Consider the following 25,110-nt stretch of genomic DNA (forward strand, 5'->3'; position numbering starts at 1 on the left):
CCGATGCTGGGAAGAACTGCCAACGGCCTCTACTGGATGTCCCGCTATATCGAGCGGGGCGAGAATATCGCCCGCCTCATCGACGCGGGCCTGCGCATGGCGCTGACACGCTCCGGCTCCTCCGACGAGGACTGGGACGGCGTGCTGCAAAGCGCCGGCGTGCGCGAGGATTTCGACAGCGTGCACGACAAGCTGACGAGCGCCGACGCCATCGACTACCTGCTGCGCGACCGCTCCAACCCGTCGAGCGTCATGTCCTGCATCGAGTCCGCGCGCAACAACGCCCGCATGGTGCGCACGGCGCTGACGCGCGAGACCTGGGAAGCGACGAACGAGTGCTGGATCGAGCTGAAGCAGATCCTCGCCAAGCGCGCCAAGCCCGCCGACATGCCGGAGATCATCGACACGATCAAGCGGCGCGCCGGCCTCATCCGCGGCGCCTTCCACGGCACGATGCTGCGCGACGACATCTACAATTTCTCGCGCATCGGCACCTTCATCGAGCAGGCGGACAATACCGCCCGCATCCTCGACGTGAAATACTACGTGCTGCTGCCCGCCATCGCCAAGGTCGGCTCGTCGCTCGACAACAAGCAGTGGGAATCCATCCTGCGCTCCGTCTCGGCGCACCGCTCCTATAGCTGGGTCTATGACGGCGATTATTCGCCGGCGAACATCGCGGACTTCCTCATCCTCAACGACCGCATGCCGCGCTCGCTCGCCTATAGCTACGACAAGATCGTCAGCAATCTCGGCTACCTCGCCAAGAGCTACGGCGAGAAGCACGCCGCGCACGAGACGGCCTCCTCGACGCTGATGTTGCTGCGCAGCCGCAGCATGGAGGACATCATGGAACAGGGCCTCCACGAATTCATCGAGGAGTTCATCGTGCACAACAACCGCCTCGGGGAAGAAATCTCCGAGGGCTACCGCTTCTACCGTTAGGCCGAGGGTTCGCGATGCGACTGAAGATCAGCCACACGACCGAATACCGCTACGACGATCCGGTGCAATATTCCCTGCAAAGGCTGCGGCTGACGCCGAAGAGCCAGCCGGGCCAGATCGTGCGCGACTGGAAGACCACCGTGCACGGCGCCCGTCTCGAAGCCGGCTACAGCGACCATTTCGGCAACCATGTCGATCTCGTCAGCACGGATGGCGAGCAGGTGGCGATCCGCATCGTCGCCGAGGGCGAGGTGGAGACGGAGGACCGGGCCGGCGTCTTCGGCCCGCATCAGGGTTTCGTGCCGCTGTGGCTCTTCCTTCGCGAAACGCCGCTGACCAGGCCCGGCAAGCTGATCCGCGACCTCGCAAAGGCCGCGACGGGCGAGAATGAACTGGCGCGCATGCATGCGCTGATGGCCGCAATCCACGAGACCGTCGCCTACAAACCGGGCGAAACCGCCACCGACACGACGGCCGAGCAGGCGCTGGAGAAGAAACAGGGCGTCTGCCAGGACCATGCGCATATCGTGCTGTCCGTCGCACGCCATCTCGGCATTCCCGCCCGCTACGTCTCCGGCTACCTGCTGATGGACGCGCCGGAGCAGACGGCAAGCCACGCCTGGGCGGAAGTGCACCTGCAGGGCCTCGGCTGGGTCGGTTTCGACGCGGCGAACAACATCTGCCCGGACGCGCGCTATGTCCGGCTTTCGACCGGCCTCGACTACAAGGACGCCGCACCCGTTTCCGGCATGGTGATGGGCAAGGCGGCCGAGACGATGAGCGTTTCCATCACCGTCGAGCCGACCGCCAGCCAGAGCCAGTCGCAAAGCCAGAGCTGAAGGCCGCAGCCCTCACCTACCGGGAGGCCATCTGGAGCAGGCGGCAGAGGTTCACCAGCGCGGCGTCATATCCGCCGCTGCCGATGCCGCGGCAACGCTTGATCATCTGGATACGGTCACGGCGGGGAAGCTGCGAGAACGCTTGCAGCATCTGCCGGTCGGCTCTCGTGATGCTGTTGCCGCCGGGAGAAACGCCATCGCGCCCGACGCCAAGGCCGATATTCGCATCGAGCAGGCTCCCACCGCCGACAGTCGCATCAACAGTTGCACCAAGCCCTCCCGCGCCGCCGACCGTGGCGTCGATATCCGCATCCACAAGGCCGCGCGTCCCACCGACATCGACCTTGGCGCGGGCATTCACGCCGCTGCCGCCACCGATCGAGGCGGTGGCATCAGAATCGGCAAGCCCTTTCGAACCGCCGACATTCGCCCGGACGCCGGCATTGACGCCCCGCGCGCCACCGACGCTGGCGCCCGCCCGCACACCCGCAAGACCGCCGCTGCCGCCAACCGTAGCATTGGCCCCGGTCCTCACGCTGCCGAGGCTCACCCCGAGGCCGACACTGAGGCCGCCCTTGTCCTGTGCGCCCGCATGGACAGGCACGGCAAGAACTATCGCCGTCAACACGACCGCCGAAAGCCTGGGGATCGATACCGCATTCGATGCTGCAAACATGGAAGCCTCCCATCATCGGCCGGTCCGGGATGGATCGGCACCGCATAACGAAAGGTTGCGCCGCGTCCAGGGTTCCCGCGCCGCCAGGCGGATCGCCGGATAAGGGAAAGGAAGCGTTTTCGCACGTGCACCGCGAGCGCCGCGCTGTGCCGCCCCGATACAGATCGGGCGCGGCCTTACTCGGTCGCGCCCGAAAACCGATGATCAATGTGGCAGCGCCGCCGCCTTACGCCAGCGTATAGGCGGTCTTGACGGTCGTGTAGAACTCGTTGGCGTAGCGGCCCTGTTCACGCGAGCCGTGGGACGACCCCTTGCGCCCACCGAAAGGCACGTGGAAATCGACGCCCGCCGTCGGCAGGTTGACCATGACCATGCCGGCTTCCGCATTGCGCTTGAAATGCGTCGCATGCTTGAGGCTCGTCGTGGCGATGCCGGAGGACAGGCCGAAGGGTGTGTCGTTTGCGACAGCCAGCGCTTCCTCATAATCCTTCACGCGGATAACCGCGGCGACGGGACCGAAGATCTCCTCGCGCGAGATGCGCATGTCGTTGGTCGCTTCCGTGAAGAGCGCGGGAGCGAGGTAGAAGCCGGGCGTATCGCGTTTCAGAAGCTCGCCGCCGAAGGCAAGCTTGGCGCCTTCCTTCCGGCCAATCTCGATATAGTCCGTATCCTGCTTGAGCTGGCTCTCATCGACGACCGGGCCGATATGCGTGCCGGCCTTCAGCGCATCGTCCACGACGACACCCTTGAGGCGCTCGCCGACGGCAGCGACGAAGCGGTCATGGATGCCTTCCGTCACGATGACGCGCGAGGAGGCCGTGCAGCGCTGGCCGGTGGAGAAGAAGGCCGAGTTGACGGCGGCTTCCACGGCAACGGTGAGGTCCGCATCGTCCAGCACGACGAAGGGGTTCTTGCCGCCCATTTCGAGCTGGTACTTGCGGTTATGCTCGACGGAGGCGGCGGCGACGCGCTTGCCGGTGCCGGTGGAGCCGGTGAAGGTGATGGCGTGCACATCCGGGCTGTCGAGCATGGTCTGGCCGACGACGGAGCCCTTGCCCATCACGAGGTTTAGCACGCCCTTCGGCAGGCCGGCGCGCACGAGGATATCGACGATGGCCCAGGAGCAGCCCGGCACCAGCTCGGCCGGCTTGAAGACGACGGTGTTGCCGTAGCAGAGCGCCGGCGCGATCTTCCACGCCGGAATGGCAATGGGGAAGTTCCACGGCGTGATGATGCCGACGACGCCGACCGGCTCGCGGGTGATTTCGACGCCGATGTTCGGGCGTACCGAGGGCAGCGCCTCGCCGGCAAGGCGCAGGCACTCGCCCGCGAAGAAATCGAAGATCTGGCCAGCGCGCACCGTCTCGCCGATGCCCTCCGCCAGCGTCTTGCCTTCCTCACGCGACAGGAGGCGGCCAAGCTCGTCCTTGCGCGCGAGGATTTCATCCGCCGTCTTGCGCAGGATGGCGTGGCGCTCGAGGATGCCCGAGCGCGACCAGGCCGGGAACGCCGCCTTGGCCGCTGCGATGGCTGCCTTGGCGTCCTCAGCCGAGGCGCGGGCATATTCGCCCACGACATCGTTCGTGTTGGACGGGTTGATATTGCGGATCGAATCCGAGCCGACCCATTCGCCGGCGATAAGGTTCTGATGGATAGTCATGGCCGAGGCCTCCTGTCTGTCATCTGCGGACCCGATAGAACCGGGTTGCCGCGCAAATTACAATTGGCGGATGACAATCTCTTCTTCTTTGGCGACAGCCAGCGGATTGCGCAGCGGCAGGCCGAAACCGTCCGCGCCGATCTCGAACACATCGCCCGCTTCCGTGCGGATGCCATCGCCGAAGGAGAGCGTCGCCGTGCCGAACATATGGACATGGATATCGCCGGGCGCACGGAACAGGCCGTACTTGAAGTGATGGTATTCGAGATTGGCGAAGGTATGGGACATGTTCGCCTCGCCGGAGACGAAGGGCTTTTCCCAGAGAACCTTGCCGCCGCGCACGATGCGCGAGAAGCCGCGGATATCATCCGGCGCGGCGCCGACGCGGATTTCCGGGCCGAAGCTCGCCTGCCGCAGCTTGGAATGGGCGAGGTAGAGATAGTTGATCCGCTCCGTCACATGGTCGGAGAATTCGTTCGACACGGCAAAGCCGATGCGGAACGGCGAACCATCGGAGGCGATGACGTAGATACCGGCCATTTCCGGCTCCTCGCCGCCGTCGAGCGCGAAGGAGGGCGAGGTCAGCGCGCTGCCCGGCGCGACGGCCTGGGTGCCGTTGCCCTTGTAGAACCATTCCGGCTGCACACCCTTCTCGCCGGCCTTCGGCTTGCCGTTCTCAAGACCCATGCGGAACATCTTCATGGAGTCCGTCAGCGTCTCCTCGGCGGCTTCCGAAGTCTTCTTGTGCATGGAATCGCGCGTTGCGGCGGAGCCCAGATGGGTGAGGCCCGTACCCGTCAGGTGCAGGTGCGCGGCATCGGGATGCGTGATCGGCGACAGCAGCCGGCCCTCGGCATAGGCCGCATCGAGATCGACTTCATCGCCAAGCCCTCTGGCCTCGACGGCCGCCTTCAGCGATTTCCCGCCATCGGCCGCTTCCATGGCGAGCGCATAGACACTCTCCGCACCCTTCACCGCACGGCCCCTGCCGCCCTCCTCGCGCACGACCACGGTGATCGAACCATCGGCATTCCCTACCTGCGAAATCAGCATTTCCGTTTCCTTCCATCAGCGGGCCTGACGACAAAGCTCCGCACTTGCGGCGAACGAAGGTCCCCGCTCTGGCCACATCCGCGGCCGGTCAAACACGTTTGCGATATTGCGGCTGACCGGTTCCCGGTCAGCCCTTGTTCTTGTTGTAGACGTCGAAGAACACGGCGGCGAGCAGCACCAGGCCCTTGATGAGCTGCTGGTAGTCGATGCCGATGCCCATGATCGACATGCCGTTGTTCATCACACCCATGATGAAGGCGCCGATCACCGCGCCGGTGATCTTGCCCACGCCGCCGGAAGCCGAGGCCCCGCCGATGAAGCAGGCCGCGATCACGTCCAGCTCGAAGCCGACGCCGGCCTTCGGCGTCGCCGAGTTGAGGCGGGCCGCGATGATCATGCCGGCGAGCGCGGCAAGCGCGCCCATGTTGACGAAGGTGTAGAAGGTCAGCCGCTCGGTATTGATGCCCGAAAGCTTCGCCGCCTTCTCGTTGCCGCCCATGGCGTAGATGCGCCGGCCGATGGTGGTGCGGGTCGTCACGAACGTATAGAGCGCGATCAGGACGCCCATGACGACGAGGACGTTCGGCAGGCCGCGATAGGTCGAGAGCTGGAAGCCGAGGAAGATCGCCACGGCGCTGATGATCGCCATTTGCACGGCGAAGAACGCGAAAGGCTCGTTCTCGGTCTCATGCAGCGCGTTCATGCGCCGCTCGCGAAGGCCCGCATAGATGGCGTAGGCGACGAGCGCCAGCACGACGACGAGGGCGAAATAGTTCTTGATGAGGCTGGTGGCCGGGTCGGTGATCGACAGGAAATCCGGCACGAAGCCCGTGGAGAGGATCTGGAACTCCTTCGGGAACGGACCGACCGGGCGGCCGCCGAGCACGACATAGGTCATGCCGCGGAAGACGAGCATGCCCGCGAGCGTCACGATGAAGGACGGTATCTTCTGATAGGCGACCCAGTAGCCCTGCGCCGCGCCCATGACGGCGCCGACGATAATGCAGAGCGGCACGACCACGATGGCCGGCAGCCCCCATTTCACCAGCATGATCGCCGATATGGCACCGATAAAGGCGACGATGGAGCCGACCGACAGGTCGATATGCCCCGCCACGATGATCAGCAGCATGCCCAGCGCCATGATGACGATGAACGAGTTCTGCAGCACCAGGTTGGTGATGTTGACCGGGCGGAAAAGCACGCCGTTGGTGATGACCTGGAAGAAGATCATGATCACGACCAGTGCAACGAGCAGGCCGTATTCACGGATGTTCTTCCTGAGATATTCCCCCACCGAAGGCTGGGTCGTCTTGGTCGCGGTATCGGTGGACATTAGTGTTTCTCCCCGGAGCGCATGATGGCGCGCATGATGGATTCCTGGCTTGCTTCCGCCTTGGAAAGCTCGGCCACGATGCGTCCTTCGTTCATGACATAGATGCGATCGCAGGTCCCGAGCAGTTCCGGCATCTCCGACGAGATCATCAGGATGCCCTTGCCCTCGGCGGCAAGCTGGTTGATGATGGAATAGATTTCGAACTTCGCGCCGACATCGATGCCGCGTGTCGGTTCATCGAGGATCAGAACCTCGGGATTGGTGAAGAGCCACTTCGACAGCACAACCTTCTGCTGGTTGCCGCCCGAAAGATTGACCGTCTCCTGATAGATCGAATGCGAGCGGATGCGCAGCTTCTGGCGGTAGCCCGAGGCAACCTTGGCCTCCTCATGCGTGTCGATCACGGTCGCCCTCGAAACCGCCTTGAGATTGGCGAGCGTCGTGTTGTGCATGATGTTGTCGATCAGCACGAGGCCGAGATGCTTGCGGTCCTCGGTCACATAGGCAAGGCCGGCGTCGATGGCCTTGGGGATCGTGCTCACATCCACCGGCTTGCCGCGCATGGTGACGTCGCCGGTGATCCTGTGGCCCCAGCTCTTGCCGAAGAGGCTCATCGCCGTCTCGGTGCGCCCTGCGCCCATCAGGCCGGCGATGCCGACGACTTCGCCGGCGCGCACGCTGAAGCTGATATCGTGCAGGAACTGCCGGTCGCGGTGCTGCTGGTGGAAGACGTTCCAGTTCTTCACTTCCAGCAGCGTCTCACCGATCTTCGGGTCGCGCGGCGGGTAGCGGTCTTCCATCTCGCGGCCGACCATGCCCTTGATGATGCGGTCTTCCGAAATGTCCTCGTGGTGACAGTCGAGCGTCTCCACCGTGCCGCCGTCGCGCAGGATGGTGATCTGGTCGGCGACCTTTTTGATCTCGTTCAGCTTGTGCGAGATGATGATGGAGGTCATGCCCTGCGTGCGGAACTCCATGAGCAGCTTCAGCAGCGCGTCGGAGTCCTTCTCGTTGAGCGAGGCCGTCGGCTCGTCGAGGATGAGCAGGCGCACCTTCTTCGACAGCGCCTTGGCGATCTCCACGAGCTGCTGCTTGCCGACGCCGATATCGGTGATCAGCGTGCCCGGCGGCTCCTTGAGGCCGACCTTGTCGAGCAGTTCCTGCGTGCGGCGGAACGCCTTCTTCCAGTCGATGATACCGTTCGTCGCGACCTCGTTGCCGAGGAAGATGTTTTCCGCAATCGAGAGCAGCGGCACAAGCGCCAGCTCCTGATGGATGATGATGATGCCCAGATGCTCGCTGTCGGAGATCGTGGAGAAACGGCGCACTTCGCCGTCGAAATGGATTTCGCCCTCGTAGGAGCCGGCCGGATAGACGCCGCTCAACACTTTCATGAGGGTGGATTTGCCGGCGCCGTTCTCACCGACAAGCGCGTGGATTTCGCCTTCGCGGACCTTCAGGTTGACGTTGTTCAGCGCCTTCACGCCGGGGAACGTCTTCGTGATGCCACGCATTTCCAGAAGGGTTTTGCTCATATACCAGTTTCCAGCGGCCTTCCGCCGTCATCTAGGCGGCGGAATCGAGCCTAGTCGCTCTGCGATCCGGAGAAAAGAGGGTTCGCGCACAGGACGCGAACCCCCGGAGAGTGATGAGAGAACGATCAGTTCTTGAGCTGGTCGGCCGTGTAGTAGGCCGAGTCCGTGACGAGGATCTTCTCGGCATTGGACTTGTCGACGGCGACGGGCTTCAGGAGGTAGGACGGAATGACCTTGACGCCGTTGTCGTAGGTCTTGGTGTCGTTCACTTCCGGCTCCTTGCCTTCCATGATCGCGTTGACCATGCCGACCGTGACCTTGGCGAGTTCGCGCGTGTCCTTGAAGATCGTCGAGTACTGTTCGTCAGCCAGGATCGACTTGACGGACGGAAGCTCGGCGTCCTGACCGGTGACGACAGCCATCGGCTGGTCGCCCGAGCCGTAGCCGACGCCCTTCAGGGCCGACAGAATGCCGATGGAGAGGCCGTCATAGGGCGACAGGACGCCATCGACGCGGCCATCGGTGTAGGTCGAGGAGAGCAGGTTTTCCATGCGGGCCTGCGCGACGGCACCGTCCCAGCGCAGCGTGCCGACGGTTTCCATGCCGGTCTGGCCCGACTTGACGACGATCGCGCCGCTATCGATCAGCGGCTGGAGGACCGACATCGCGCCGTCATAGAAGAAGAAGGCGTTGTTGTCGTCCGGCGAACCACCGAACAGCTCGACGTTCCACGGCTTGGTGTCCGGGAACTTGGCCTTCAGGCCGTCGACGAGGCTGGTGGCCTGCAGGACGCCGACCTGGAAGTTGTCGAAGGTGGCATAGTAATTGACGTTGCCCGAGTCGCGGATGAGGCGGTCGTAGGCGATGACCTTCACGCCGGCGTCGGCAGCCTTCTGGAGAATGTCGGAGAGCGTCGTGCCGTCGATGGCACCGATGACCAGGACCTTGGCGCCCTTGGTGACCATGTTCTCGATCTGGGCGAGCTGGTTCGGAATGTCGTCGTCAGCGAATTGCAGGTCCGGCGTGTAACCGGCTTCCTTGAACAGCTTTTCCATCGTCTCGCCGTCGGAAATCCAGCGGGTCGAGGTCTTGGTGGGCATGGAGATGCCAACCACGCCCTTGTCCTGGGCAAAGGACGGCGCAACGAACGACGCGACGCTGATGGCAGCGGCGGCGAGAAGCGAAGTGATCATTTTCATTGAAAGGTCTCTCCCTTGTGCGCACTGGCCGAGATTGCAGCCAGGCATTGTTCTGTGCGCGATGGGGTCGCCGTCAGGCGGTGGCCTCGGCTGGACGGATGGAAACCCGCCGGCCCCACTCCCAAAGCCCCCAGCGCACATTCGCGCAACGTCTACCGAATTGCCATACCTGTCAAATGCAATGAACTTCTAAATCGATACCATAGTTGATATGTTATGGAGGAAATATACTATTTTTACGGATACGAGACCCATGCGCCTTGACGACACCGGAGATCAGTTCCTCCCCGACGAGAGCCTCGACAGCCTGGAGGGGGTCGGCCTCCTGCGCAGCGGGCTGAAGCTCAGTCACCTGCGCATGATCGTGGCCATCGAGGCGCACAAGCAGGTGAGCGCGGCGGCCGATGCGCTCAACATATCCCAGCCCGCCGCCTCGCGCATGCTGACGGAAATGGAGACGATCCTCAAGGCCCAGCTTTGCGAGCGCGTCTCGCGCGGCGTCACGCTCACCGCGTTCGGCCGGGCCTTCGCCCGCCGGGCGCGCACTATCCTGCTTGAGCTGCGCGAGGTCGATCGCGAGCTTTCAGCGCTGAAATCGGGCACCGGCGGCTCGGTCTTCCTCGGTTCGGTGACGGCCCCGGCCATCAGCCTCGCCGTGCCGGCGATCCAGCAGGTCAGCGCCGCCTATCCGGGCATCGAGGTGAATGTGCGCGTGGAAACGAGCAACGTGCTTGCCCGCGAACTGCTCGCCGCACGGCAGGATTTCATCATCGCCCGCGTGCCGGATGACCTCAATCCCCGCCTCTTCAACGTCACCGAGATCGGCATCGAGAAGGCCTGTCTTATCGTGCGCAAGGGCCATCCGCTGACGGAAAAGCCCGCCGTCGGCCTTGCCGACCTGCCGGGCTACGACTGGGTGTTCCAGCCGGCGGGCACGCTGCTGCGGCGGCGGATCGAGGAACTGTTCATCGCGGCCGGCGTGCCGCTGCCCGCGACCGTCGTCAACACATCGTCGATCCTGCTCACCACCGCCATCGTCTGCGGCTCGAACGCCATTGCCCCCGTCGCCCGCGACATGGCGAATTTCGTCGCGGATGTCGGCGCGCAGGCGGGCGAGATCGTCATCCTCGACACGGATTTCGAGATCGACATCAAGCCCTACAGCCTCATCTCGGTCAAAGGCCGGGCGCTCCCACCGAGCGCCAAACTGCTCTATGATCTCATCTGGCAGCGAAGCCGGATGGTCGCGCCGGACTGAGTGGAGGAAGACAGATGTTCGGCATGACCGTTTTCGAATCCGTGCTGGAACGGCTGAAGGCCGAGGCGCGCGAAGCCGCGGAGGATGCGGAGGAACGCGAAGAGGATTCAGGCGAGCGGCGGATACTTGGCCTGACCTCGGGTTTTGCCGGCCTTGGCGCGACAGGCGCCTTCGTTTCCGGCGCGCAGGCCGCAGCCGCCTATCTCGATCTCTACGAGGCCCCGAAGCCTCCGGAGCCGGTCAGCCCGCCGCCGGCTCCGCCGCATCTCCTGCGCACGACGCCAGAGGAGATCGCCGCGGACCTCGCCCTGACGGGCCGGGAGGATATCGACGCTCTCACCGCCCGCCGCCGCAGTTTCGCGCGAGAGAACCATCCGGACCGCGCACCGGCGGAATTGCGCGGCAACGCGACGCTGCGCATGAAGATCGCCAACATGCTGATCGACGAGACGATCCGGCGGATCGAGGTGGAGAAGAGCCTCGGACTTTCGGGTTAGCCCGCGCCGTCGCCACCCTCGCCCGCCGGCTTTTCGGCAGCGGCAGAGGGTTTGAAGAAGAGGATCAGATGGGCGAAGGCATAGGCCGTCACGGCAAGGAAGATCATGCCCCAGGTCTGCTGGCCGTTGTAGAATTCCACGGTTGTCCATGCCGCGCAAAGCCCGACCAGAAGCAGCCGCCGCCAGAGCGGGCGGTAGAACGGATGGTCGGGATCGATGAACTTCATGAACGTCTCCTCATGCCTCAGCCCGTGTACATAAGGGCTTTTCGCCCGCAAGGAAACCGCACCGCCGAAGAATGGAACGATCTTGACGTCGCGAACGAAAACGGAATAAAAATTCCAAAGAATGCAAGCCACGATCCTCCCGTTCCGTTTCGACGTCATCGGCGCGGGAGGCCCCCTGACGCCGAGACCATCCGCGAGGCCCGCCAGGCCCGCCCTATTCGCCATCACCGGAACGAGGAAAACATGACTGTGAGATTTGGCCTTCTCGGCGCAGGCCGCATCGGCAAGGTGCATGCCAGGGCCGTCACCGGCAATCCCGATGCGGTATTGGTCGCCGTCGCCGACGCCTTCCCGGCGGCAGCCGAGGCCATTGCCGCACAATATGGCTGCGAGGTGCGCAGCATCGAGGCGATCGAGGCGGCTGGCGACATCGACGCCGTCGTGATCTGCACGCCGACCGACACCCATGCCGATCTCATCGAGCGTTTCTCCCGCGCCGGCAAGGCGATCTTCTGCGAAAAACCCGTCGATCTCGATATCGACCGCGTGCGCGCCTGCATCAAGGTGGTCGAAGAGACCAAGGGCAAGCTGATGGTCGGCTTCAACCGCCGCTTCGATCCGCACTTCATGGCCGTGCGCAAGGCCATCGACGATGGCCGCATCGGCGATGTCGAGATGGCGACGATCACCTCGCGCGATCCCGGCGCGCCGCCGGTCGACTATATCAAGCGCTCCGGCGGCATCTTCCGCGACATGACGATCCACGATTTCGACATGGCCCGCTTCCTGCTCGGCGAAGAGGTGGCCACGGTCTCGGCGACCGCCGCCGTGCTGGTCGATCCGGAGATCGGCAAGGCCGGTGACTATGACAGCGTCTCGGTCATCCTGCAGACGAAATCCGGCAGGCAGGCGATCATCTCCAATTCCCGTCGCGCCACTTATGGCTACGACCAGCGCATCGAGGTGCACGGCTCGAAGGGCATGGTCTCAGCCGAAAACCAGCGTCCGGTCTCCATCGAGATCGCCAATGGCGAGGGCTATACCCGCCCGCCGCTGCACGACTTCTTCATGACCCGCTACACCGAGGCCTATGCCAACGAGATCGCGAGCTTCATCGCCGCCATAGAGAAAGGCGCCGCCCTTTCGCCCTCCGGCACCGATGGTCTCGCCGCCCTGGCGCTCGCCGATGCGGCCGTGAAATCGGTGGAAGAAAAACGCCAGATCTCCGTCGCCTGACGGACACCGTCTCCCAAGCAACTGGCCGGGCGACTGCGTCGTCCGGTCTTTTTTATGGCAGGGCGCCTACTCCGCCCCCGTCCGGGCCGCGATGATATCGTGGTCCATTTCCGCAAGCGCCCGGTCGAGATGGCCTTCCAGCACCAGCGTCGCCTCCTCCGGCACGACGGTGATCGGCGGCGCGCCGAACAGGCGCACCTGCTGCGATTGCCCCAGTCCCTCTTCCAGCCCGCGCTGGAGAAGATCGAAATAGCGGGTGCCTGGCCCGGTGATGGCGATCGGCATGGACTCGTACAGGCTCACCATGCGCGACAACCCCTGCCCCAAGGCAAGACCGGCCTGCCGGAAGGCATATTCGGACATGCGATGCCCCTGCCGGGCGCGCAGCGCGATCTTGTCCATCTCCGCGAGCGGCACGAACTTCGCGGGGATCGTATCCGGCGGCACTTCGAAGGCCGTGCGCAGGATACCGTAGAAACCGGCGGACGCCTCGATGCAGCCCTGCGCGCCGCAGCGGCAGAGCTTGCCATCCGACGCATTCAGCATATGCCCGAAATTCGGCGCGGTGACGGAGAGTTCCCCCATCCGGTCGAACCGCGCGATGCCCAGCCCGATGCTGTGGCCGAGCGACAGCGCGGCGACAGCGGTCAGATTTTCCGCCCCCGCCTTCTCCATGCGCAACGCCATGGCATGGGCGACAAGCAGCGTCTCGTTGCTGAGAAGGATTTTTGCCCGCCAGCGCGGCTCGAGCAGGGCCGCGAAATCCACCTGCTCCGCCCCGAAGACCGGCGACCAGACGAGCCGCGCGGAGGCCGGATCGACCAGCCCCTTGCTGCTGATGGAGACGACCAGCACCTCCTCCCGCGCGATACGCGAGCGGTCCGCCAGCCTGTCGAGCGCGGCGACGAAGGCTTCCGCGAAGGGCCGCGTCGAGCTGTCCGCATGATTACGCACCTCCTCGAAACGGTCGATGAGCGTGCCGCCGTAATCCGCCAGCGAATATTGCACGAGATCGGAGGCGATGCGCACGGCGACGAGATAACCCGCACCGCGCCGCTGACCGAAGATGACGCGCGGCCGCCCGCGCGAGGCGGCGGTCTGCTGTTCGCGCCGTTCCAACACCTCGGCCTTTTCCAGTTCCGCGGTGATGGCCGAGACCGTCGCCGAGGCAAGGCCGGTGTGATGCGAGATATCCGTATGCGCAAGCGGCCCGTGCCGACGCAGCGACGCAAGGACGAGCGCGCTGTTCTGCTGACGCACAAGCTCCGTGCTCGACTTCACCAGCATCGTCCGTTCCCGCCCACCTTCACAAGCTGCAACACATGCCCCTCCCAAAGCATCTGTCTGGCCGTCATTCAAGGCCTTTCGAACCTGTGTTGACAGCCTCGAAAAGTTCTGACATCTATTTTCTCGACTGTCGAGAAAAAAGTCCCGGCATCGTCGGGAGGGGCATCGAGACAGTATTATCGTGGCCGGTCGTGAATTGGGCGGGAGGTTCGCCCGGGCGGCCGGTGTTCACTTGGGAGGTTATCATGAAGTCCGTTTTGAAGCTGATGGCAGGGGCTGCCATCATCGTTTCCCTGCATTCCGCCGCAGCGCACGCCAAGGACCTCGTCGTCGGCGTTTCCTGGTCGAACTTCCAGGAAGAGCGTTGGAAAACCGACGAAGCCGCCATCAAGGCAGCGCTCGAGGCCTCCGGCGACAAGTACATTTCCGCTGACGCCCAGTCCTCTGCCGCAAAGCAGCTCACCGACATCGAATCGCTGATCGCCCAGGGCGCCAACGCCATCATCGTTCTGGCGCAGGATAGCGACGCCATCGGCCCGGCCATCGAGAAGGCCGCTGCCGAAGGCATCCCGGTCGTCGGCTACGACCGCCTGATCGAGAACCCGGCCGCCTTCTACATCACCTTCGACAACAAGGAAGTCGGCCGCATGCAGGCCCGCGAAGTGTTCAAGGTGAAGCCGGAAGGCAACTACGTCTTCATCAAGGGCAACTCGGCCGACCCGAACGCCGACTTCCTCTTCGCAGGCCAGCAGGAAGTACTGAAGGAAGCCATCGATGCCGGCAAGATCAAGAATGTCGGCGAAGCCTACACCGATGGCTGGAAGCCGGAAAACGCCCAGAAGAACATGGAGCAGTTCCTGACGGCGAACGACAACAAGGTCGACGCGGTCGTCGCCTCGAACGACGGCACGGCCGGCGGCGCGATCGCTGCGCTGACCGCGCAGGGCCTTGCCGGCTCCGTTCCGGTCTCCGGCCAGGACGCCGACCACGCCGCGCTCAACCGCGTCGCGCTCGGCACGCAGACGGTCTCCGTCTGGAAGGACTCCCGTGAACTCGGCAAGCGCGCCGCGGAAATCGCCGCCCAGCTCGCCGGCGGCAAGACCATGGACCAGATCGACGGCGTGACCACCTTCAGCGGCGGCCCGAAGGGCGTCGAGATGAAGTCGGTCTTCCTCGCTCCGCTGCCGATCACCAAGGACAACCTGAACGTCGTCATCGACGCCGGCTGGATCTCCAAGGATGCAGCCTGCCAGGGCGTCGCGGCCGGCTCGGTCGCAGCCTGCCAGTGAGCCGGATCGACCGGTAACGACCTGACCATCACCAGGCGCCGCAACGACACCGTTGCGGCGCTTGCGCAAGATGGACAGCGGGCGGAGGATAGGGCGACGGCCCGTCCTCGAGCGGGATGGAGAAAGGGTGAGCCGGCTTGCCGCGCAACCCGCCCGACGCCCGGACGACACGTTCAACAAAAGTGAGGGGGACGGCAAAGCGATGGCCGACATCACAAATACCGCACATGCCAACCGCGCGCGATCGGCGAGCGAGAATCCGGTGAAGCGCTTCTTTCGCGCGACCGAGATCGATACGCGTCTGCTCGGCATGGTCGGCGCGCTGCTGATCATCTGGATCGGCTTCAACATCCTGTCCGGCGGTCTCTTCCTGACGCCGCGAAACCTGTGGAACCTTTCCGTCCAGACCGCCTCCGTCGCCGTGATGGCGACCGGAATGGTGCTGGTCATCGTCACACGCAACATCGATCTTTCGGTCGGCTCGATCCTCGGCTTCGTCGGCATGATCATGGGCGTGCTGCAGGCGGAGCTGCTGCCGCAGCTCATCGGCTTCAATCACCCCGCCACCTGGGTCGTCACGCTCATTGCCGGCCTCATGCTCGGCGCGGCCATCGGCGCGCTGCACGGCTCGATCATCGCCTTCCTCAACGTGCCGTCCTTCATCGTCACGCTCGGCGGCCTCCTCGTCTGGCGCGGCGCCACCTGGTTCGTCACGAGCGGGCGCACCGTCGCCCCCATGGACGCCACCTTCCGCCTCATGGGCGGCGGCACCGAAGGCTCGATCGGCGCGGCGGCAAGCTGGATCGTCGGCGCCCTCGCCTGCATCGCCATCGTGGCGACCATCGCCAACTCCCGCAAGCAGCGCAAGCGCTTCGGCTTCCCGCTGCGCCCCATGTGGGCCGAATATTTCCTGGTCGCGGTCGGCTGCGCGCTGGTGCTCGGCGCCGTCGCGGTCGTCAACGCCTATCCCTGGCCGGTCGCCATCGCTCGCAAGTTCGCGGACGCCAACGGCATCGCCTGGCCGGAGGGCGGCCTGTTCATCCCGCACGGCATCGCCATCCCCGTGCTGATCGCCATCGTCGTCGGCATCGTCATGACCTTCATCTCGACGCGCCTGCGCTTCGGCCGCTACGTCTTCGCCCTCGGCGGCAACCCCGAGGCGGCGGAACTAGCCGGCATCAAGACCCGATGGGTCACGGTCAAGATCTTCGCGCTGATGGGCATGCTCTGCGCCGTCGCCGCCGCCATCTCGACGGCCCGCCTCAACGCCGCGACCAATGCGCAGGGCGAGCTGGACGAGCTTTACACCATTGCGGCCGCGGTCATCGGCGGCACGTCGCTCGCCGGCGGCATGGGCACAATCGCTGGCGCCATGCTCGGCGCCCTCGTCATGCAATCGCTGCAATCGGGCATGGTGCTGGTCGGCATCGATACCCCGTTCCAGCGCATCGTGGTCGGCATGGTCCTCGTCGTCGCCGTCTGGCTCGACACGATCTACCGCGCCCGCGCCAAGTAAGAGGAGCCCACCCAATGACGGACACCCGTACGCCCCTCGTGGAGATGAAGAACATCTCCATCTCCTTCGGTGGCATCCATGCCGTGGACAATGCCTCGGTCGATCTCTACCCCGGCGAGGTCGTCGCCCTGCTCGGCCATAACGGCGCCGGCAAGTCGACGCTGATCAAGATCCTCTCCGGCGCCTACCGGCGCGACAGCGGTGAGATCCTGATCAACGGCGAGCCTGCCGACATCGGCAATCCGCGCGACGCCAAGAAATACGGCATCGAGACGATCTACCAGACGCTGGCCGTCGCCGACAATGTCGACGCCGCCGCCAACCTCTATCTCGGCCGTGAGCTGCGCACCCCCTGGGGCACGCTCGACGACGTGGCGATGGAAGCCAAGACCCGCGAGGTCATGGGCCGCCTCAACCCCAACTTCCAGCGCTTCAAGGAGCCGGTGAAGGCGCTCTCCGGCGGCCAGCGCCAGTCGGTGGCGATCGCAAGAGCCATCCTCTTCAACGCCCGCATCCTCATCATGGACGAGCCGACCGCCGCGCTCGGCCCACAGGAGACGGCACAGGTCGGCGAACTGATCAAGCAACTCAAGAAGGAAGGCATTGGCATCTTCCTGATCAGCCACGACATCCACGACGTCTTCGACCTCGCCGACCGCGTCTCGGTGATGAAGAACGGCCAGGTCGTCGGCCACGCCCGCACCGAGGACGTGACCAAGGACGAGGTTCTCGGCATGATCATCCTCGGCAAGGTCCCGGAAAAAGCCATCCCCGGCCCTGGCGCCATGCAGACCGCCTGACCAGACACCAAAGCCGCCGGCCCCACCCGGCGGCTTTCCCTTTCACGCCCACAGCAAACCACCCAAGAGATTGCCCCATCCCGCAATTTCCCGATTGAAGCCCGCCCCTACCTAGGCTAAGACCCTCTCATCGGACAGGCGATTCATCGCCGTGGGATGCACCCGTAGCTCAGCTGGATAGAGTGTTGGATTCCGATTCCAAAGGTCACAGGTTCGAATCCTGTCGGGTGCGCCATTTCCGTTCAAAACTGCGAACACCGGGCCAAAATTTTTTGCTGCCAGTCATAGCTTGGTGGATAGCGGCCTTGCTCCCGATGATTTTGACCTGTTTGTCCCCGACTTCGACCTGATCGACGACCGCCTGAATGTAGGCCTTGCGGAACGGGATGTCGCCGGATGTGATATTCTCGCGCATCATCCTGCCGAACTCTTCGACGACGGCGGGCGGGATGTCGGAAGCGGGCACCGCATGCGTCCTTGCGCGATCGAGGGAGGCCTGAATACGCTCACGGTCGATCTTGAGGCCGGCGATGCGTTCCCGCAGAATGTCGTCCATCTCGGCGATCCCGTCCTCGATCATGGTGTAAATACGCTTGAGGCGTGTTTCGACCTCCGTCAGTTCGCCTTGCAGACGAATGATCCGGCCATCGACCTCGGCAGCTTTCGCGGCGCGGTCGGCGGAGATGGCGGCGAGCATTTCGGTAAGGCGGGTGGAGGTGAGGAGACGATCCGACAGATGCTCGACGACCAGTTCGTCGAGCGTGTCCATGCGGATGGAGCGGCCGGTGCAGACGCTCTTGCCGGCGCGGGCGGCGTTGGAGCAGGTGTAGTAGCGATGAACGGTCCCGTTCTTCGATGTGCCCGTGCGCAACGTCATGCCGCCCCCGCATGTGGCGCAGGTGGCCAGCCCCGTCAGCAGGATCGGCCCCGTGACGACACGCGGCGGCGTCACCTTCGGGTTCCTGACCTTCAGCATCGACTGCACCGCCTCGAACTCGTCGCGCTCGATGATCGCGGGCACGGCGACGATCACATGCTCGGAGACGGGCTTTGCCTTCAGCGTGCGCGAATCCCGCCGGTTGAAGGTTAGCTCACCGATATAGGTGCGGTTGGTGAGAATGCCGTGCAGCGTGCCGACGCCGAAACGGGCGCCGCGCTTCGTGCGCTCGCCCATGGCATTCAGCCGCTTGACGATCTCCTTCGTGCCGAGCGGCCCCGACCTGCCATCGCCGGTATGATAGAGACGGAAGATCATGCGAACGGTCTCAGCCTCCACGGGATCGATCGCAAGCTGCTTCTTGGCCCTGTTGCCGCGCCGCTCGACCTCGACGGCGCGATAGCCGAGGGGAACCGGAGAGCCATTGTAAAAACCCTGCCGCGCGTTTTCCTTCATCGCGCGGATGACGTGCTTGGCGTTTTCCTTGCTCTGATACTCGTCAAAGAGAGCAAGCACCTGACGCATCATGACTTGCGCCGGATCGTCGCCAAGCTCCTGCGTGATGGAGACCAGCCGGACATCGGCCTTGGCAAGGCGACGGATATACATTTCCAATGCGAACGAATCGCGGAAGAAGCGGCTGTAGCTGTGAACGACCACGACATCGAATGGCCTGTCCCCATCCGTCGCCCGTTCCATCATGCGCTGGAACTCGGGACGATTGTCATCCGTTGCCGATGCGCCCGGCTCGACATATTCGTCCACCAGCCGCCAGCCCTTCGAGATGCAGAACGCCGCGATCTGCTTGCGCTGGTCGGGAATGGACAGATCGCTCTCGGCCTGGCGCCCCGTCGACACACGCAGATAGGCAACCGCACGCAAGGTCGGCGCAACCACCGTGTCGAACTCTTCGGGCTTCAGCGGCTTTGTCATATCGAACTCCTCTTCACATCTGGCAAGCGTACCGCGGTATCCGGGGCAATGGAGCCCGGATGCCGGTCATTGGTCCGCATTACCGCGCCATGGCGGTCATGTCCGCTACCGTCCCGCGCCGAGCGGTGGTACGGGCAGTGCGAACCGCCGCGGTCTTCGTCGGGATATGCGCGGCCGGCGCGACGCGGCGCGTAATGACAAACACCTCCTTCACCCGCTTGCGACGACCGGGAGCCTGGTCGGCATCGACGACCTGCCCCTTGCTGAGCGTGTCGCAGAACACCCAGCCGCTGACGGCGACGACATGGCGTTTGACGCGCACCACGCAGGGATGCGTGCGCTGGAGACCTTCCCGGCCTTCGAGATAGGCGGCAAGGGTCGGCAGTCCTTCGACCGTGCGCCAGATGCCGACATAGCCGAAGAGGCGCAGCACGGATTCGACCTCGTGCGGATAGGTCCCCATGACGGGCGGCGAGCGATGGCGGCTGGTCCAGTTCGCGCCATAGCGAACAAGACGGAAGGCATCCCGTACACGCGACACCGGCTCCCCGGTGATCGCCGCCACCGCTGTCGGCCCGCAGAAGGCGCGGCTTTTCGTGTCGTTGACGACATCGTGCAGGCGGCCGGGCAAGATTGCCGGCACCACGGGAGCGGCGACGGTTGCGTCCGGCTTCTTCCCCGGCGTGCGGCGAATGGAGCGGGTGATGGAAGAGATGGAGCCGGAGGTAGTCTTTCTTTTCATGGATTACATCCTGTAGTTGTTGATGAGGGCGCAGAACGCCTGTGAACGGGTGCTGTGCCCGGCGTCTGCATGGTCAAGGGGAAGCGCCGGGCGTGGAACGACCGCGAGTATGCGGTTTCAAGTCCGGCAATGAAGCGGGAGGAAGTGGATTATCCGGAAGGCATGATTGATATCTCCTTTGGTTACGAGACCCATTTAGGGTTTTTCAACGTGGAGGTAAGTCTGCCATGCAAAAATTTTTGCATTTTTTACTGTAAATATTCGCAAGGCGACCAGAAATCCCAGTATATCTAGCGTTAATTACAATTTTAGCGAACATTTTATCTCAATGATTACTGTAATCCCTTGAATCTTCCCGGCTCATCCGGAGACGTGGCGCCAGTCGCTCGATCCAATTCGGCGATATCAGCCCGCGCCCGTCATCACCGGCCGATCCCGGTCAGGAGATGGCTGACGGCCTCGGACAGGAAGCTCTCGATCACCGCAACCTCCCCACCTGTTGCCGGCATAGGGTCCGGCCAGTCGCTGGTGACGGTGAAGCGGGCCTTGTCCGTCCCGTTGCCGCGTGTCGCCTTCCGGCGAACGGGTCTTGCAACACCAGGGCGGTAGCGGATCGTCGGGCGTGTCGTCGTGGCCGGCTCAGAGCGCATGATCGAACTCCCAGCCTGTACGGCGGGTCCGCCGTGTGGGAGGAGTGGATGGCGGTGGAGGAGCCTCCTGCTCGATGACGTTGGCCGTGGAGCGCAACGTGCCGGCGACATCGAGCGTCGTTTCCTTGACGTGCCGAACGGCAAGCCGCTCCGCCAGCCAGTCACGGCGGGCTACCGGATCGCGTGCGTCCGACGCGCTCGCGCCTGCGTGCATTTCGGCATCGATGCGCATGCGATCGACGACGAGGGCTGTTTCCCTGCGGGCACGGCTGGCAGCGACATAGATGTCGTGGCGGTCGAAGGCCGGTGTCAGAAGGACCGCAGTCTTGTCGACCGTCATGCCCTGTGCGCCGTAGATCGTCGAGGCATAGGCCCAGCCGAGCTTCGCGCGGCCATGCTCGTCGGCGATGTCGGCTGTGCTGAAGCGGACAGTCCGTTCCCCGATCCGCGCCTCGATCACAACCTTGCTGGCAGGCGTTGAAGATGCGCCTTCCTCCGTCATGAACAAGTTCATGATGGTCCCGACCGTACCGTTGACGACACCGAGACCGTCATTTCGCGTCAGGAACCGGATACGGTCGCCGGAGGCGAGCGCCAGGCTGGTGGCATGGCCGGACGGCGTGACGGCCGTAACAACCATGTCCTCGCCCGTGACGATGCCGTGACTCCTTAGCCGTCCGCGCACCTCCTGGCCGATCGCCGCGACCTCCGCATTGGTCCGGGCCAGGATCAGCGCGGTTTCGGGATGCGCCCCGAGCAAAGTATCCTCGACCCTATCGACCACGGCGCGGATGGCCGCCGTCTGGCCGTCAACCTCCGTCAACAGGCCACGGTCGGCAAAGGCATTGAGAGCCGCTTTCGCATCGCCCGCGCCGAACGCCGTGACGGCTTCGCGTGCCCAGGCGTCATGCTGGCGCACGATCGTCGTCACCTTCGCTGTATCGACGGCATGCGCCACAAGCCGCAGGCCCGAGCCCGCACCGATCGCCTGGAGCTGGTCACGGTCGCCAGCGAGCAGAACCTTCGCACCGGCATCCCGCGCATGGGAAAGCAGATCGTGCATCTCCCGCGACGACAGAAGCCCGGCTTCATCGACGATCAGCACCGTGCGCGCATCGAGGAAGGGCTTGCCATGCTGCGCCAGCGCCAGCCAGGAGGCCGTTGCGCGGGATTCGATGGCAAGATCGTCACGAAGGGCATTGGCGACCCGCCAGGCCGTTGCGGCGCCCACAACGCGATAGCCGGCGCGCTTCCAGGCTTCCACGGCCGGCGACAGTAGCGTCGTCTTGCCCGTGCCGGGTGCGCCTTCGACAACGGCGATCCGTCGGGAACGGGTCGCGTCCAGAACGGCAACCGTCTGCTCCTCGCTCAACCCCTTCCGGCCGCATTTGGCTCGAAGCTTCTCCTGATCGACCGCGAAGCCTTCCGTCGCCGCGAATCCAGCCGCCATCTCGACGATGTCGCGTTCGATCCGGATCATCTCCGGTGTCGAGTAGCGCGGAAGGCCCAGCCGGTCGCGGCCGATTTCGACGAAGAGACCGTCGGCGAGAAGCCGATCGACCTCCGCCTCGACGCGCTCCGCGCCAAACCCCGTGCCGACCAGAACCTCGCCGACCGCGCGGAAGAGGTCGCGGCGATCGAGAACGCTGCGGGTTTCCGTGAGGCTGGCGGGCAAGATTGCCAGGCGTTCGGCGAGAACGGTTTCGGGAGACCGGCCGTCGAGTTCATACCCGGCCGCCGCCGACAGAGAGGTTTCGACATCGAAGCCGATACGCGAAGCGGCCATCGACCAGGCTTCCTCGCGAGACAGGCTGCCGGCCGTCTTTGCGGCGCGCGTGGTCTTTGCGACCGCGGCAGCCAATGCGGCGGCGTTGCCGCTCTCCACACCGGCCAACGCCAGTTCCTCGACAATCTCCTGCCTGCGGGCCGAGAAGTACTGAATGGCATCGTCGCCAATGCCGACGATCTCGAATATTCCATTCTTACCGATACGGTCGAGCAAGAAGCCCGCATCCATCACGCCTGCTGCGAGGGCCGCGTGATAGACTGCTCCCGCCGCCATTTTCCAGTCGCGCAAAACCGTCGAATGCAATGCACCGACCGAACCGTCGCCGCGTGTGGCGAGATTGAGCACGACGCAATGGGTGTGAAGATTGGGATCGGCGAAGGTCACGCCGTCGGCATGTTCGGCCGGACGGCTTTCGCCATGGCGGAACGTCGCCGCCGTCAGCGCCACCCGTTCGATCCGTTCGCCGCCACGTCCACGGCGGGCAAAGGCAGCTTCGCGCTCCAGCATCTCCAGCGTCTGCCGCACGGCACGCGTATGGGCAGCTTCGATCGCCTGACGGGTTTGCTCGTCGCCCAGCGCCCAGACAAGCGAGACCGAACGGGGAGCCGAGAGCGTCACGTCGAAGGCCGGCACCCGATCGAGCCGGCCACCGCCGTTCGTGATCAGCGACTGTCCGTCCGCATCCTTGCCGGCGAACAGGCGCTCGAACAGGTCGGCATCGACAAGAGCACTATCCGTCAGTCCGTGATCGCTGCCCGGCGCATACCAGACACCGCGCGGCTCGCTGCCGCCTTCCTTCGCGTAATATGCCGTCTGTCTCGAATAATATCCCGCGCTCGCTGCCGGGTTCCAGGTCGCAACCATCGTCTCGTCTCCATGTCTGAGACGATGGTCGCGTCACCTGCGCCGCAAACCGGGGGGGCGACTCCACCAATTTGAGGTTATCGGGTTTCGTGAACGAGGTTTACCGGGCGCAGGACGGGCCAGCGGCCGACCGGCCACGATAGCCGTGCGATATCGCCATGCCCGACGACAAGCGCATGCACGCACGCCTTTCCACCCAGACCGGCATGGAAACCCAGCGCGCTCGACAGGGCCGCCGGATCGACGACCGGGATATCTTTCGTCCGCGCCTCCAGGCGAGCGCGGCCATTCGCATCCCGTCCCACGTCCTCAAACCAGCGAACGCTTCGCGTGCCGATCCAGGTCGCAGAGATTTCCGACGCGGTGCTGCCGGAAGCGACCCTGCCGACGATCTTCGTTGCAAAATTGTCGGTCAGCGCCTGCGCCGTCTCGCGGCCGTAGATATCGCGCAACTGTGCCGGTGACTGGATCGCCGCGACGAGGCGGATGCCGGCGGACCGCCCGATCGCCGCAAGCCGGGGAACGGCAGCGCAACGGCCGATCTGCGGCAACTCGTCGAGGACGATCCAGATCGGCGCGGGGTCTTCCTGGGATGCCTCGGAGACAACGGCGTCGGCCACGAGTTTCAGGACAAGGCGGGCAATCGTCGCCGAAAGCTGCGGCTGCCGCTGTGACTGGCGCAACAGAAGGGTATTCGGGCCACGCCCGGTTGCCCATTCGCGGATCGACAGGGATCGATCGTTTCCTCCCTTCCTTCCGGTTCGTGCGCAAACCCGCACGATCTGGCCGGTATTGGCGACCATCACCAGATAGAAGGACATGGCCTGCTTCAATGTCGCGTCATTCGTCACGTCGATGAACGATGCTTCGGCCGGATGGTCCGCCACCAGCAAGTCGTGAAGCTCGGCAACGGGTTTGCGCAGCAGCATGTCAAGATGATGCCAGCCCCACACGGCCCGGCGGGCTGCGGCCTTTGCCTGGAGAACCTCGACAAGCGCCGCCAGCACCCGCTGCGCCCCGGCGCTCCAGGACGGATCGGAGGTTTCCGGAATGAGTTCCATCGCCAGTTCCATCGCGTCGTCGGCGGTGCGAATGTCGCGGCCGATATCCCAACGGGCGCAACGCTGGTCATCGGTGGAAAGAAGCACGAATGCGTCCGAAGGCCAGCGGGCAGTCATGTCCCCCTTCACGTCGAGCGTCAGCACTCGGTCGCCGAGTTTCAACGCTCCGTCGAGGATGCCTTGCAGGATCGTCGTCTTGCCGGCGCCGGTTCCGCCAACGAGCAGCAAATGCTCCGTTTCAAGCTGCCGTGGCATGGGCAAGCCGTCGACAAGTGCGATGCCGGATGTGTTGTCACCGTAACGGCGCGCCCATTCCGCCTTGAGGCTTCGCACGGCTCCGCTACCTGCCCGCAACCGCAAACCGTCGATATGTTGGACAGCGGGCCTACCAATCGCCGATGCCAGCATGGAGGCGCGCAGTTTAGCATAGACGATAATACCGACCAGTCCGGCGCCGATTGTTCGCACGGCAAGGCTCGGTCCGATGCCAAGGTCGATAACGGCAAGAACCGTTCTCTCCGGAAAGGCGATAAGGCCTGACAGTATATCAAGTACCCCGTGGCCCGCCCCTGCGAAGACGAGGGAGTGAAAGAGCCCGAGGAGCGCAGGCAGGTTTACCGCCATCGGCCGGTCTGCATGATGCAGCCATGCGGTCGGCGGCGCTAGCATCAGTACAAGCGCAAACGCCGTGGTAGCGATGACAAATCCGGCCATGGTGGAAAGAACAGATACGAGCCGTTCCGGCTTGCGCGGTGTCAGAGGATGCAGGTGCATGGTCTCG

21 protein-coding genes and 1 tRNA gene are annotated in these 25,110 nt (G+C 64.3%); 9 read left to right on the forward strand and 13 right to left on the reverse strand.

All coding sequences use genetic code 11. The features are described from left to right. Positions 1–3 precede the first annotated feature (3 nt). Entirely contained in the window at positions 4–945 is a 942-nt protein-coding gene (locus MOE34_RS13175) for an alpha-E domain-containing protein (protein ID WP_242217566.1), read from the forward strand. 14 nt (positions 946–959) lie between these two features. After that, positions 960–1,784 (forward strand): transglutaminase family protein, encoded by an 825-nt coding sequence (locus MOE34_RS13180; RefSeq protein ID WP_242217568.1) that lies wholly within the window; start codon positions 960–962, stop codon positions 1,782–1,784. A gap of 16 nt (positions 1,785–1,800) precedes the next feature. Here the strand turns inward: MOE34_RS13180 and MOE34_RS13185 are convergent, their stop codons facing one another. The 6 genes from MOE34_RS13185 to chvE form a co-directional block, all read right to left on the reverse strand. Further along, complete coding sequence (locus tag MOE34_RS13185) at positions 1,801–2,460, reverse strand: hypothetical protein (RefSeq protein ID WP_242217570.1); 660 nt, start codon at positions 2,458–2,460, stop codon at positions 1,801–1,803. A gap of 226 nt (positions 2,461–2,686) precedes the next feature. After that, positions 2,687–4,120: an aldehyde dehydrogenase family protein gene (locus MOE34_RS13190; RefSeq protein WP_242217572.1), complete on the reverse strand. Its 1,434-nt coding sequence runs from the start codon at positions 4,118–4,120 to the stop codon at positions 2,687–2,689. Positions 4,121–4,177: 57 nt separating this feature from the next. After that, positions 4,178–5,173, reverse strand: a complete 996-nt coding sequence (gene araD1 / locus MOE34_RS13195; RefSeq protein ID WP_242217574.1) for an AraD1 family protein — start codon at positions 5,171–5,173, stop codon at positions 4,178–4,180. 127 nt (positions 5,174–5,300) lie between these two features. Next, on the reverse strand, positions 5,301–6,509 hold the full coding sequence (mmsB, locus tag MOE34_RS13200) for a multiple monosaccharide ABC transporter permease (RefSeq protein WP_242217576.1): 1,209 nt from the start codon (positions 6,507–6,509) through the stop codon (positions 5,301–5,303). Next, positions 6,509–8,044 carry a multiple monosaccharide ABC transporter ATP-binding protein gene (mmsA, locus tag MOE34_RS13205; protein ID WP_242217578.1) on the reverse strand — a complete coding sequence of 512 codons (1,536 nt, stop codon included), beginning with the start codon at positions 8,042–8,044 and terminating at the stop codon, positions 6,509–6,511. Before mmsA ends, mmsB begins: the two co-directional genes overlap by 1 nt. Before the next feature lie 125 nt (positions 8,045–8,169). Beyond that, entirely contained in the window at positions 8,170–9,243 is a 1,074-nt protein-coding gene (gene chvE, locus MOE34_RS13210) for a multiple monosaccharide ABC transporter substrate-binding protein (protein ID WP_242217579.1), read from the reverse strand. Between the two features lie 253 nt (positions 9,244–9,496). On the opposite strand from chvE, the gene MOE34_RS13215 reads away from it, so the two are divergent. Together MOE34_RS13215 and MOE34_RS13220 are read left to right on the forward strand one after the other, a co-directional pair. After that, positions 9,497–10,501: a LysR family transcriptional regulator gene (locus tag MOE34_RS13215; protein WP_242217580.1), complete on the forward strand. Its 1,005-nt coding sequence runs from the start codon at positions 9,497–9,499 to the stop codon at positions 10,499–10,501. Positions 10,502–10,524: 23 nt separating this feature from the next. Next, positions 10,525–10,998, forward strand: a complete 474-nt coding sequence (locus MOE34_RS13220; protein ID WP_242217581.1) for a hypothetical protein — start codon at positions 10,525–10,527, stop codon at positions 10,996–10,998. Here the strand turns inward: MOE34_RS13220 and MOE34_RS13225 are convergent. Then, positions 10,995–11,225, reverse strand: a complete 231-nt coding sequence (locus MOE34_RS13225; RefSeq protein WP_242217582.1) for a hypothetical protein — start codon at positions 11,223–11,225, stop codon at positions 10,995–10,997. The genes MOE34_RS13220 and MOE34_RS13225 overlap by 4 nt on opposite strands. Positions 11,226–11,468: 243 nt before the next feature. On the opposite strand from MOE34_RS13225, the gene iolG reads away from it, so the two are divergent. Continuing rightward, entirely contained in the window at positions 11,469–12,461 is a 993-nt protein-coding gene (gene iolG, locus MOE34_RS13230) for an inositol 2-dehydrogenase (protein ID WP_242217583.1), read from the forward strand. A gap of 66 nt (positions 12,462–12,527) precedes the next feature. On the opposite strand, the gene MOE34_RS13235 is transcribed toward iolG, so the two are convergent. Continuing rightward, the gene (locus MOE34_RS13235; RefSeq protein ID WP_242217584.1) at positions 12,528–13,748 is read right to left on the reverse strand and encodes an ROK family transcriptional regulator; all 1,221 of its coding nucleotides are present in this window, start codon (positions 13,746–13,748) and stop codon (positions 12,528–12,530) included. 245 nt (positions 13,749–13,993) lie between these two features. Here MOE34_RS13235 and xylF point away from each other — a divergent pair, with 245 nt between their 5' ends. The 4 genes from xylF (at position 13,994) to MOE34_RS13255 (ending at position 17,588) form a co-directional block, all read left to right on the forward strand. Next, a complete protein-coding gene (gene xylF / locus MOE34_RS13240) occupies positions 13,994–15,037 on the forward strand; it encodes a D-xylose ABC transporter substrate-binding protein (RefSeq protein WP_242217585.1) in 1,044 nt (347 codons plus the stop codon). A gap of 202 nt (positions 15,038–15,239) precedes the next feature. Beyond that, entirely contained in the window at positions 15,240–16,553 is a 1,314-nt protein-coding gene (locus MOE34_RS13245; RefSeq protein WP_242217587.1) for a sugar ABC transporter permease, read from the forward strand. A gap of 14 nt (positions 16,554–16,567) precedes the next feature. Further along, complete coding sequence (locus MOE34_RS13250; RefSeq protein ID WP_242217589.1) at positions 16,568–17,353, forward strand: ATP-binding cassette domain-containing protein; 786 nt, start codon at positions 16,568–16,570, stop codon at positions 17,351–17,353. A 158-nt stretch (positions 17,354–17,511) separates the two neighbouring features. Next, positions 17,512–17,588, forward strand: a tRNA-Arg gene (locus tag MOE34_RS13255). Here MOE34_RS13255 and MOE34_RS13260 read toward each other — a convergent pair. The 5 genes from MOE34_RS13260 to MOE34_RS13280 form a co-directional block, all read right to left on the reverse strand. Further along, complete coding sequence (locus MOE34_RS13260; RefSeq protein ID WP_242217591.1) at positions 17,559–19,223, reverse strand: recombinase family protein; 1,665 nt, start codon at positions 19,221–19,223, stop codon at positions 17,559–17,561. The genes MOE34_RS13255 and MOE34_RS13260 overlap by 30 nt on opposite strands. A gap of 79 nt (positions 19,224–19,302) precedes the next feature. Continuing rightward, positions 19,303–19,965 (reverse strand): hypothetical protein, encoded by a 663-nt coding sequence (locus MOE34_RS13265; protein WP_242217593.1) that lies wholly within the window; start codon positions 19,963–19,965, stop codon positions 19,303–19,305. Positions 19,966–20,387: 422 nt separating this feature from the next. Then, entirely contained in the window at positions 20,388–20,615 is a 228-nt protein-coding gene (locus MOE34_RS13270; RefSeq protein ID WP_242217595.1) for a hypothetical protein, read from the reverse strand. Then, positions 20,605–23,268, reverse strand: a complete 2,664-nt coding sequence (gene mobF / locus MOE34_RS13275; protein WP_242217597.1) for a MobF family relaxase — start codon at positions 23,266–23,268, stop codon at positions 20,605–20,607. The genes MOE34_RS13270 and mobF overlap by 11 nt, the downstream gene beginning before the upstream one ends. Before the next feature lie 77 nt (positions 23,269–23,345). Continuing rightward, entirely contained in the window at positions 23,346–25,103 is a 1,758-nt protein-coding gene (locus MOE34_RS13280; protein ID WP_242217598.1) for a type IV secretion system DNA-binding domain-containing protein, read from the reverse strand. Between the last annotated feature and the right edge of the window lie 7 nt (positions 25,104–25,110).

Origin of the sequence: Shinella zoogloeoides (genome assembly GCF_022682305.1) — a bacterium.
GTDB lineage: Bacteria > Pseudomonadota > Alphaproteobacteria > Rhizobiales > Rhizobiaceae > Shinella > Shinella zoogloeoides_B.

Bases quoted from the DNA above. Each gene is read 5' to 3' on its own strand.
- MOE34_RS13175 (WP_242217566.1), top strand. From the start codon at position 4: ATGCTGGGAAGAACTGCCAACGGCCTCTACTGGATGTCCCGCTATATC.
- MOE34_RS13180 (WP_242217568.1), top strand. From the start codon at position 960: ATGCGACTGAAGATCAGCCACACGACCGAATACCGCTACGACGATCCG.
- MOE34_RS13185 (WP_242217570.1), bottom strand. From the start codon at position 2,460: ATGTTTGCAGCATCGAATGCGGTATCGATCCCCAGGCTTTCGGCGGTC.
- MOE34_RS13190 (WP_242217572.1), bottom strand. From the start codon at position 4,120: ATGACTATCCATCAGAACCTTATCGCCGGCGAATGGGTCGGCTCGGAT.
- araD1 (WP_242217574.1), bottom strand. From the start codon at position 5,173: ATGCTGATTTCGCAGGTAGGGAATGCCGATGGTTCGATCACCGTGGTC.
- mmsB (WP_242217576.1), bottom strand. From the start codon at position 6,509: ATGTCCACCGATACCGCGACCAAGACGACCCAGCCTTCGGTGGGGGAA.
- mmsA (WP_242217578.1), bottom strand. From the start codon at position 8,044: ATGAGCAAAACCCTTCTGGAAATGCGTGGCATCACGAAGACGTTCCCC.
- chvE (WP_242217579.1), bottom strand. From the start codon at position 9,243: ATGAAAATGATCACTTCGCTTCTCGCCGCCGCTGCCATCAGCGTCGCG.
- MOE34_RS13215 (WP_242217580.1), top strand. From the start codon at position 9,497: ATGCGCCTTGACGACACCGGAGATCAGTTCCTCCCCGACGAGAGCCTC.
- MOE34_RS13220 (WP_242217581.1), top strand. From the start codon at position 10,525: ATGACCGTTTTCGAATCCGTGCTGGAACGGCTGAAGGCCGAGGCGCGC.
- MOE34_RS13225 (WP_242217582.1), bottom strand. From the start codon at position 11,225: ATGAAGTTCATCGATCCCGACCATCCGTTCTACCGCCCGCTCTGGCGG.
- iolG (WP_242217583.1), top strand. From the start codon at position 11,469: ATGACTGTGAGATTTGGCCTTCTCGGCGCAGGCCGCATCGGCAAGGTG.
- MOE34_RS13235 (WP_242217584.1), bottom strand. From the start codon at position 13,748: ATGCTGGTGAAGTCGAGCACGGAGCTTGTGCGTCAGCAGAACAGCGCG.
- xylF (WP_242217585.1), top strand. From the start codon at position 13,994: ATGAAGTCCGTTTTGAAGCTGATGGCAGGGGCTGCCATCATCGTTTCC.
- MOE34_RS13245 (WP_242217587.1), top strand. From the start codon at position 15,240: ATGGCCGACATCACAAATACCGCACATGCCAACCGCGCGCGATCGGCG.
- MOE34_RS13250 (WP_242217589.1), top strand. From the start codon at position 16,568: ATGACGGACACCCGTACGCCCCTCGTGGAGATGAAGAACATCTCCATC.
- MOE34_RS13260 (WP_242217591.1), bottom strand. From the start codon at position 19,223: ATGACAAAGCCGCTGAAGCCCGAAGAGTTCGACACGGTGGTTGCGCCG.
- MOE34_RS13265 (WP_242217593.1), bottom strand. From the start codon at position 19,965: ATGAAAAGAAAGACTACCTCCGGCTCCATCTCTTCCATCACCCGCTCC.
- MOE34_RS13270 (WP_242217595.1), bottom strand. From the start codon at position 20,615: ATGCGCTCTGAGCCGGCCACGACGACACGCCCGACGATCCGCTACCGC.
- mobF (WP_242217597.1), bottom strand. From the start codon at position 23,268: ATGGTTGCGACCTGGAACCCGGCAGCGAGCGCGGGATATTATTCGAGA.
- MOE34_RS13280 (WP_242217598.1), bottom strand. From the start codon at position 25,103: ATGCACCTGCATCCTCTGACACCGCGCAAGCCGGAACGGCTCGTATCT.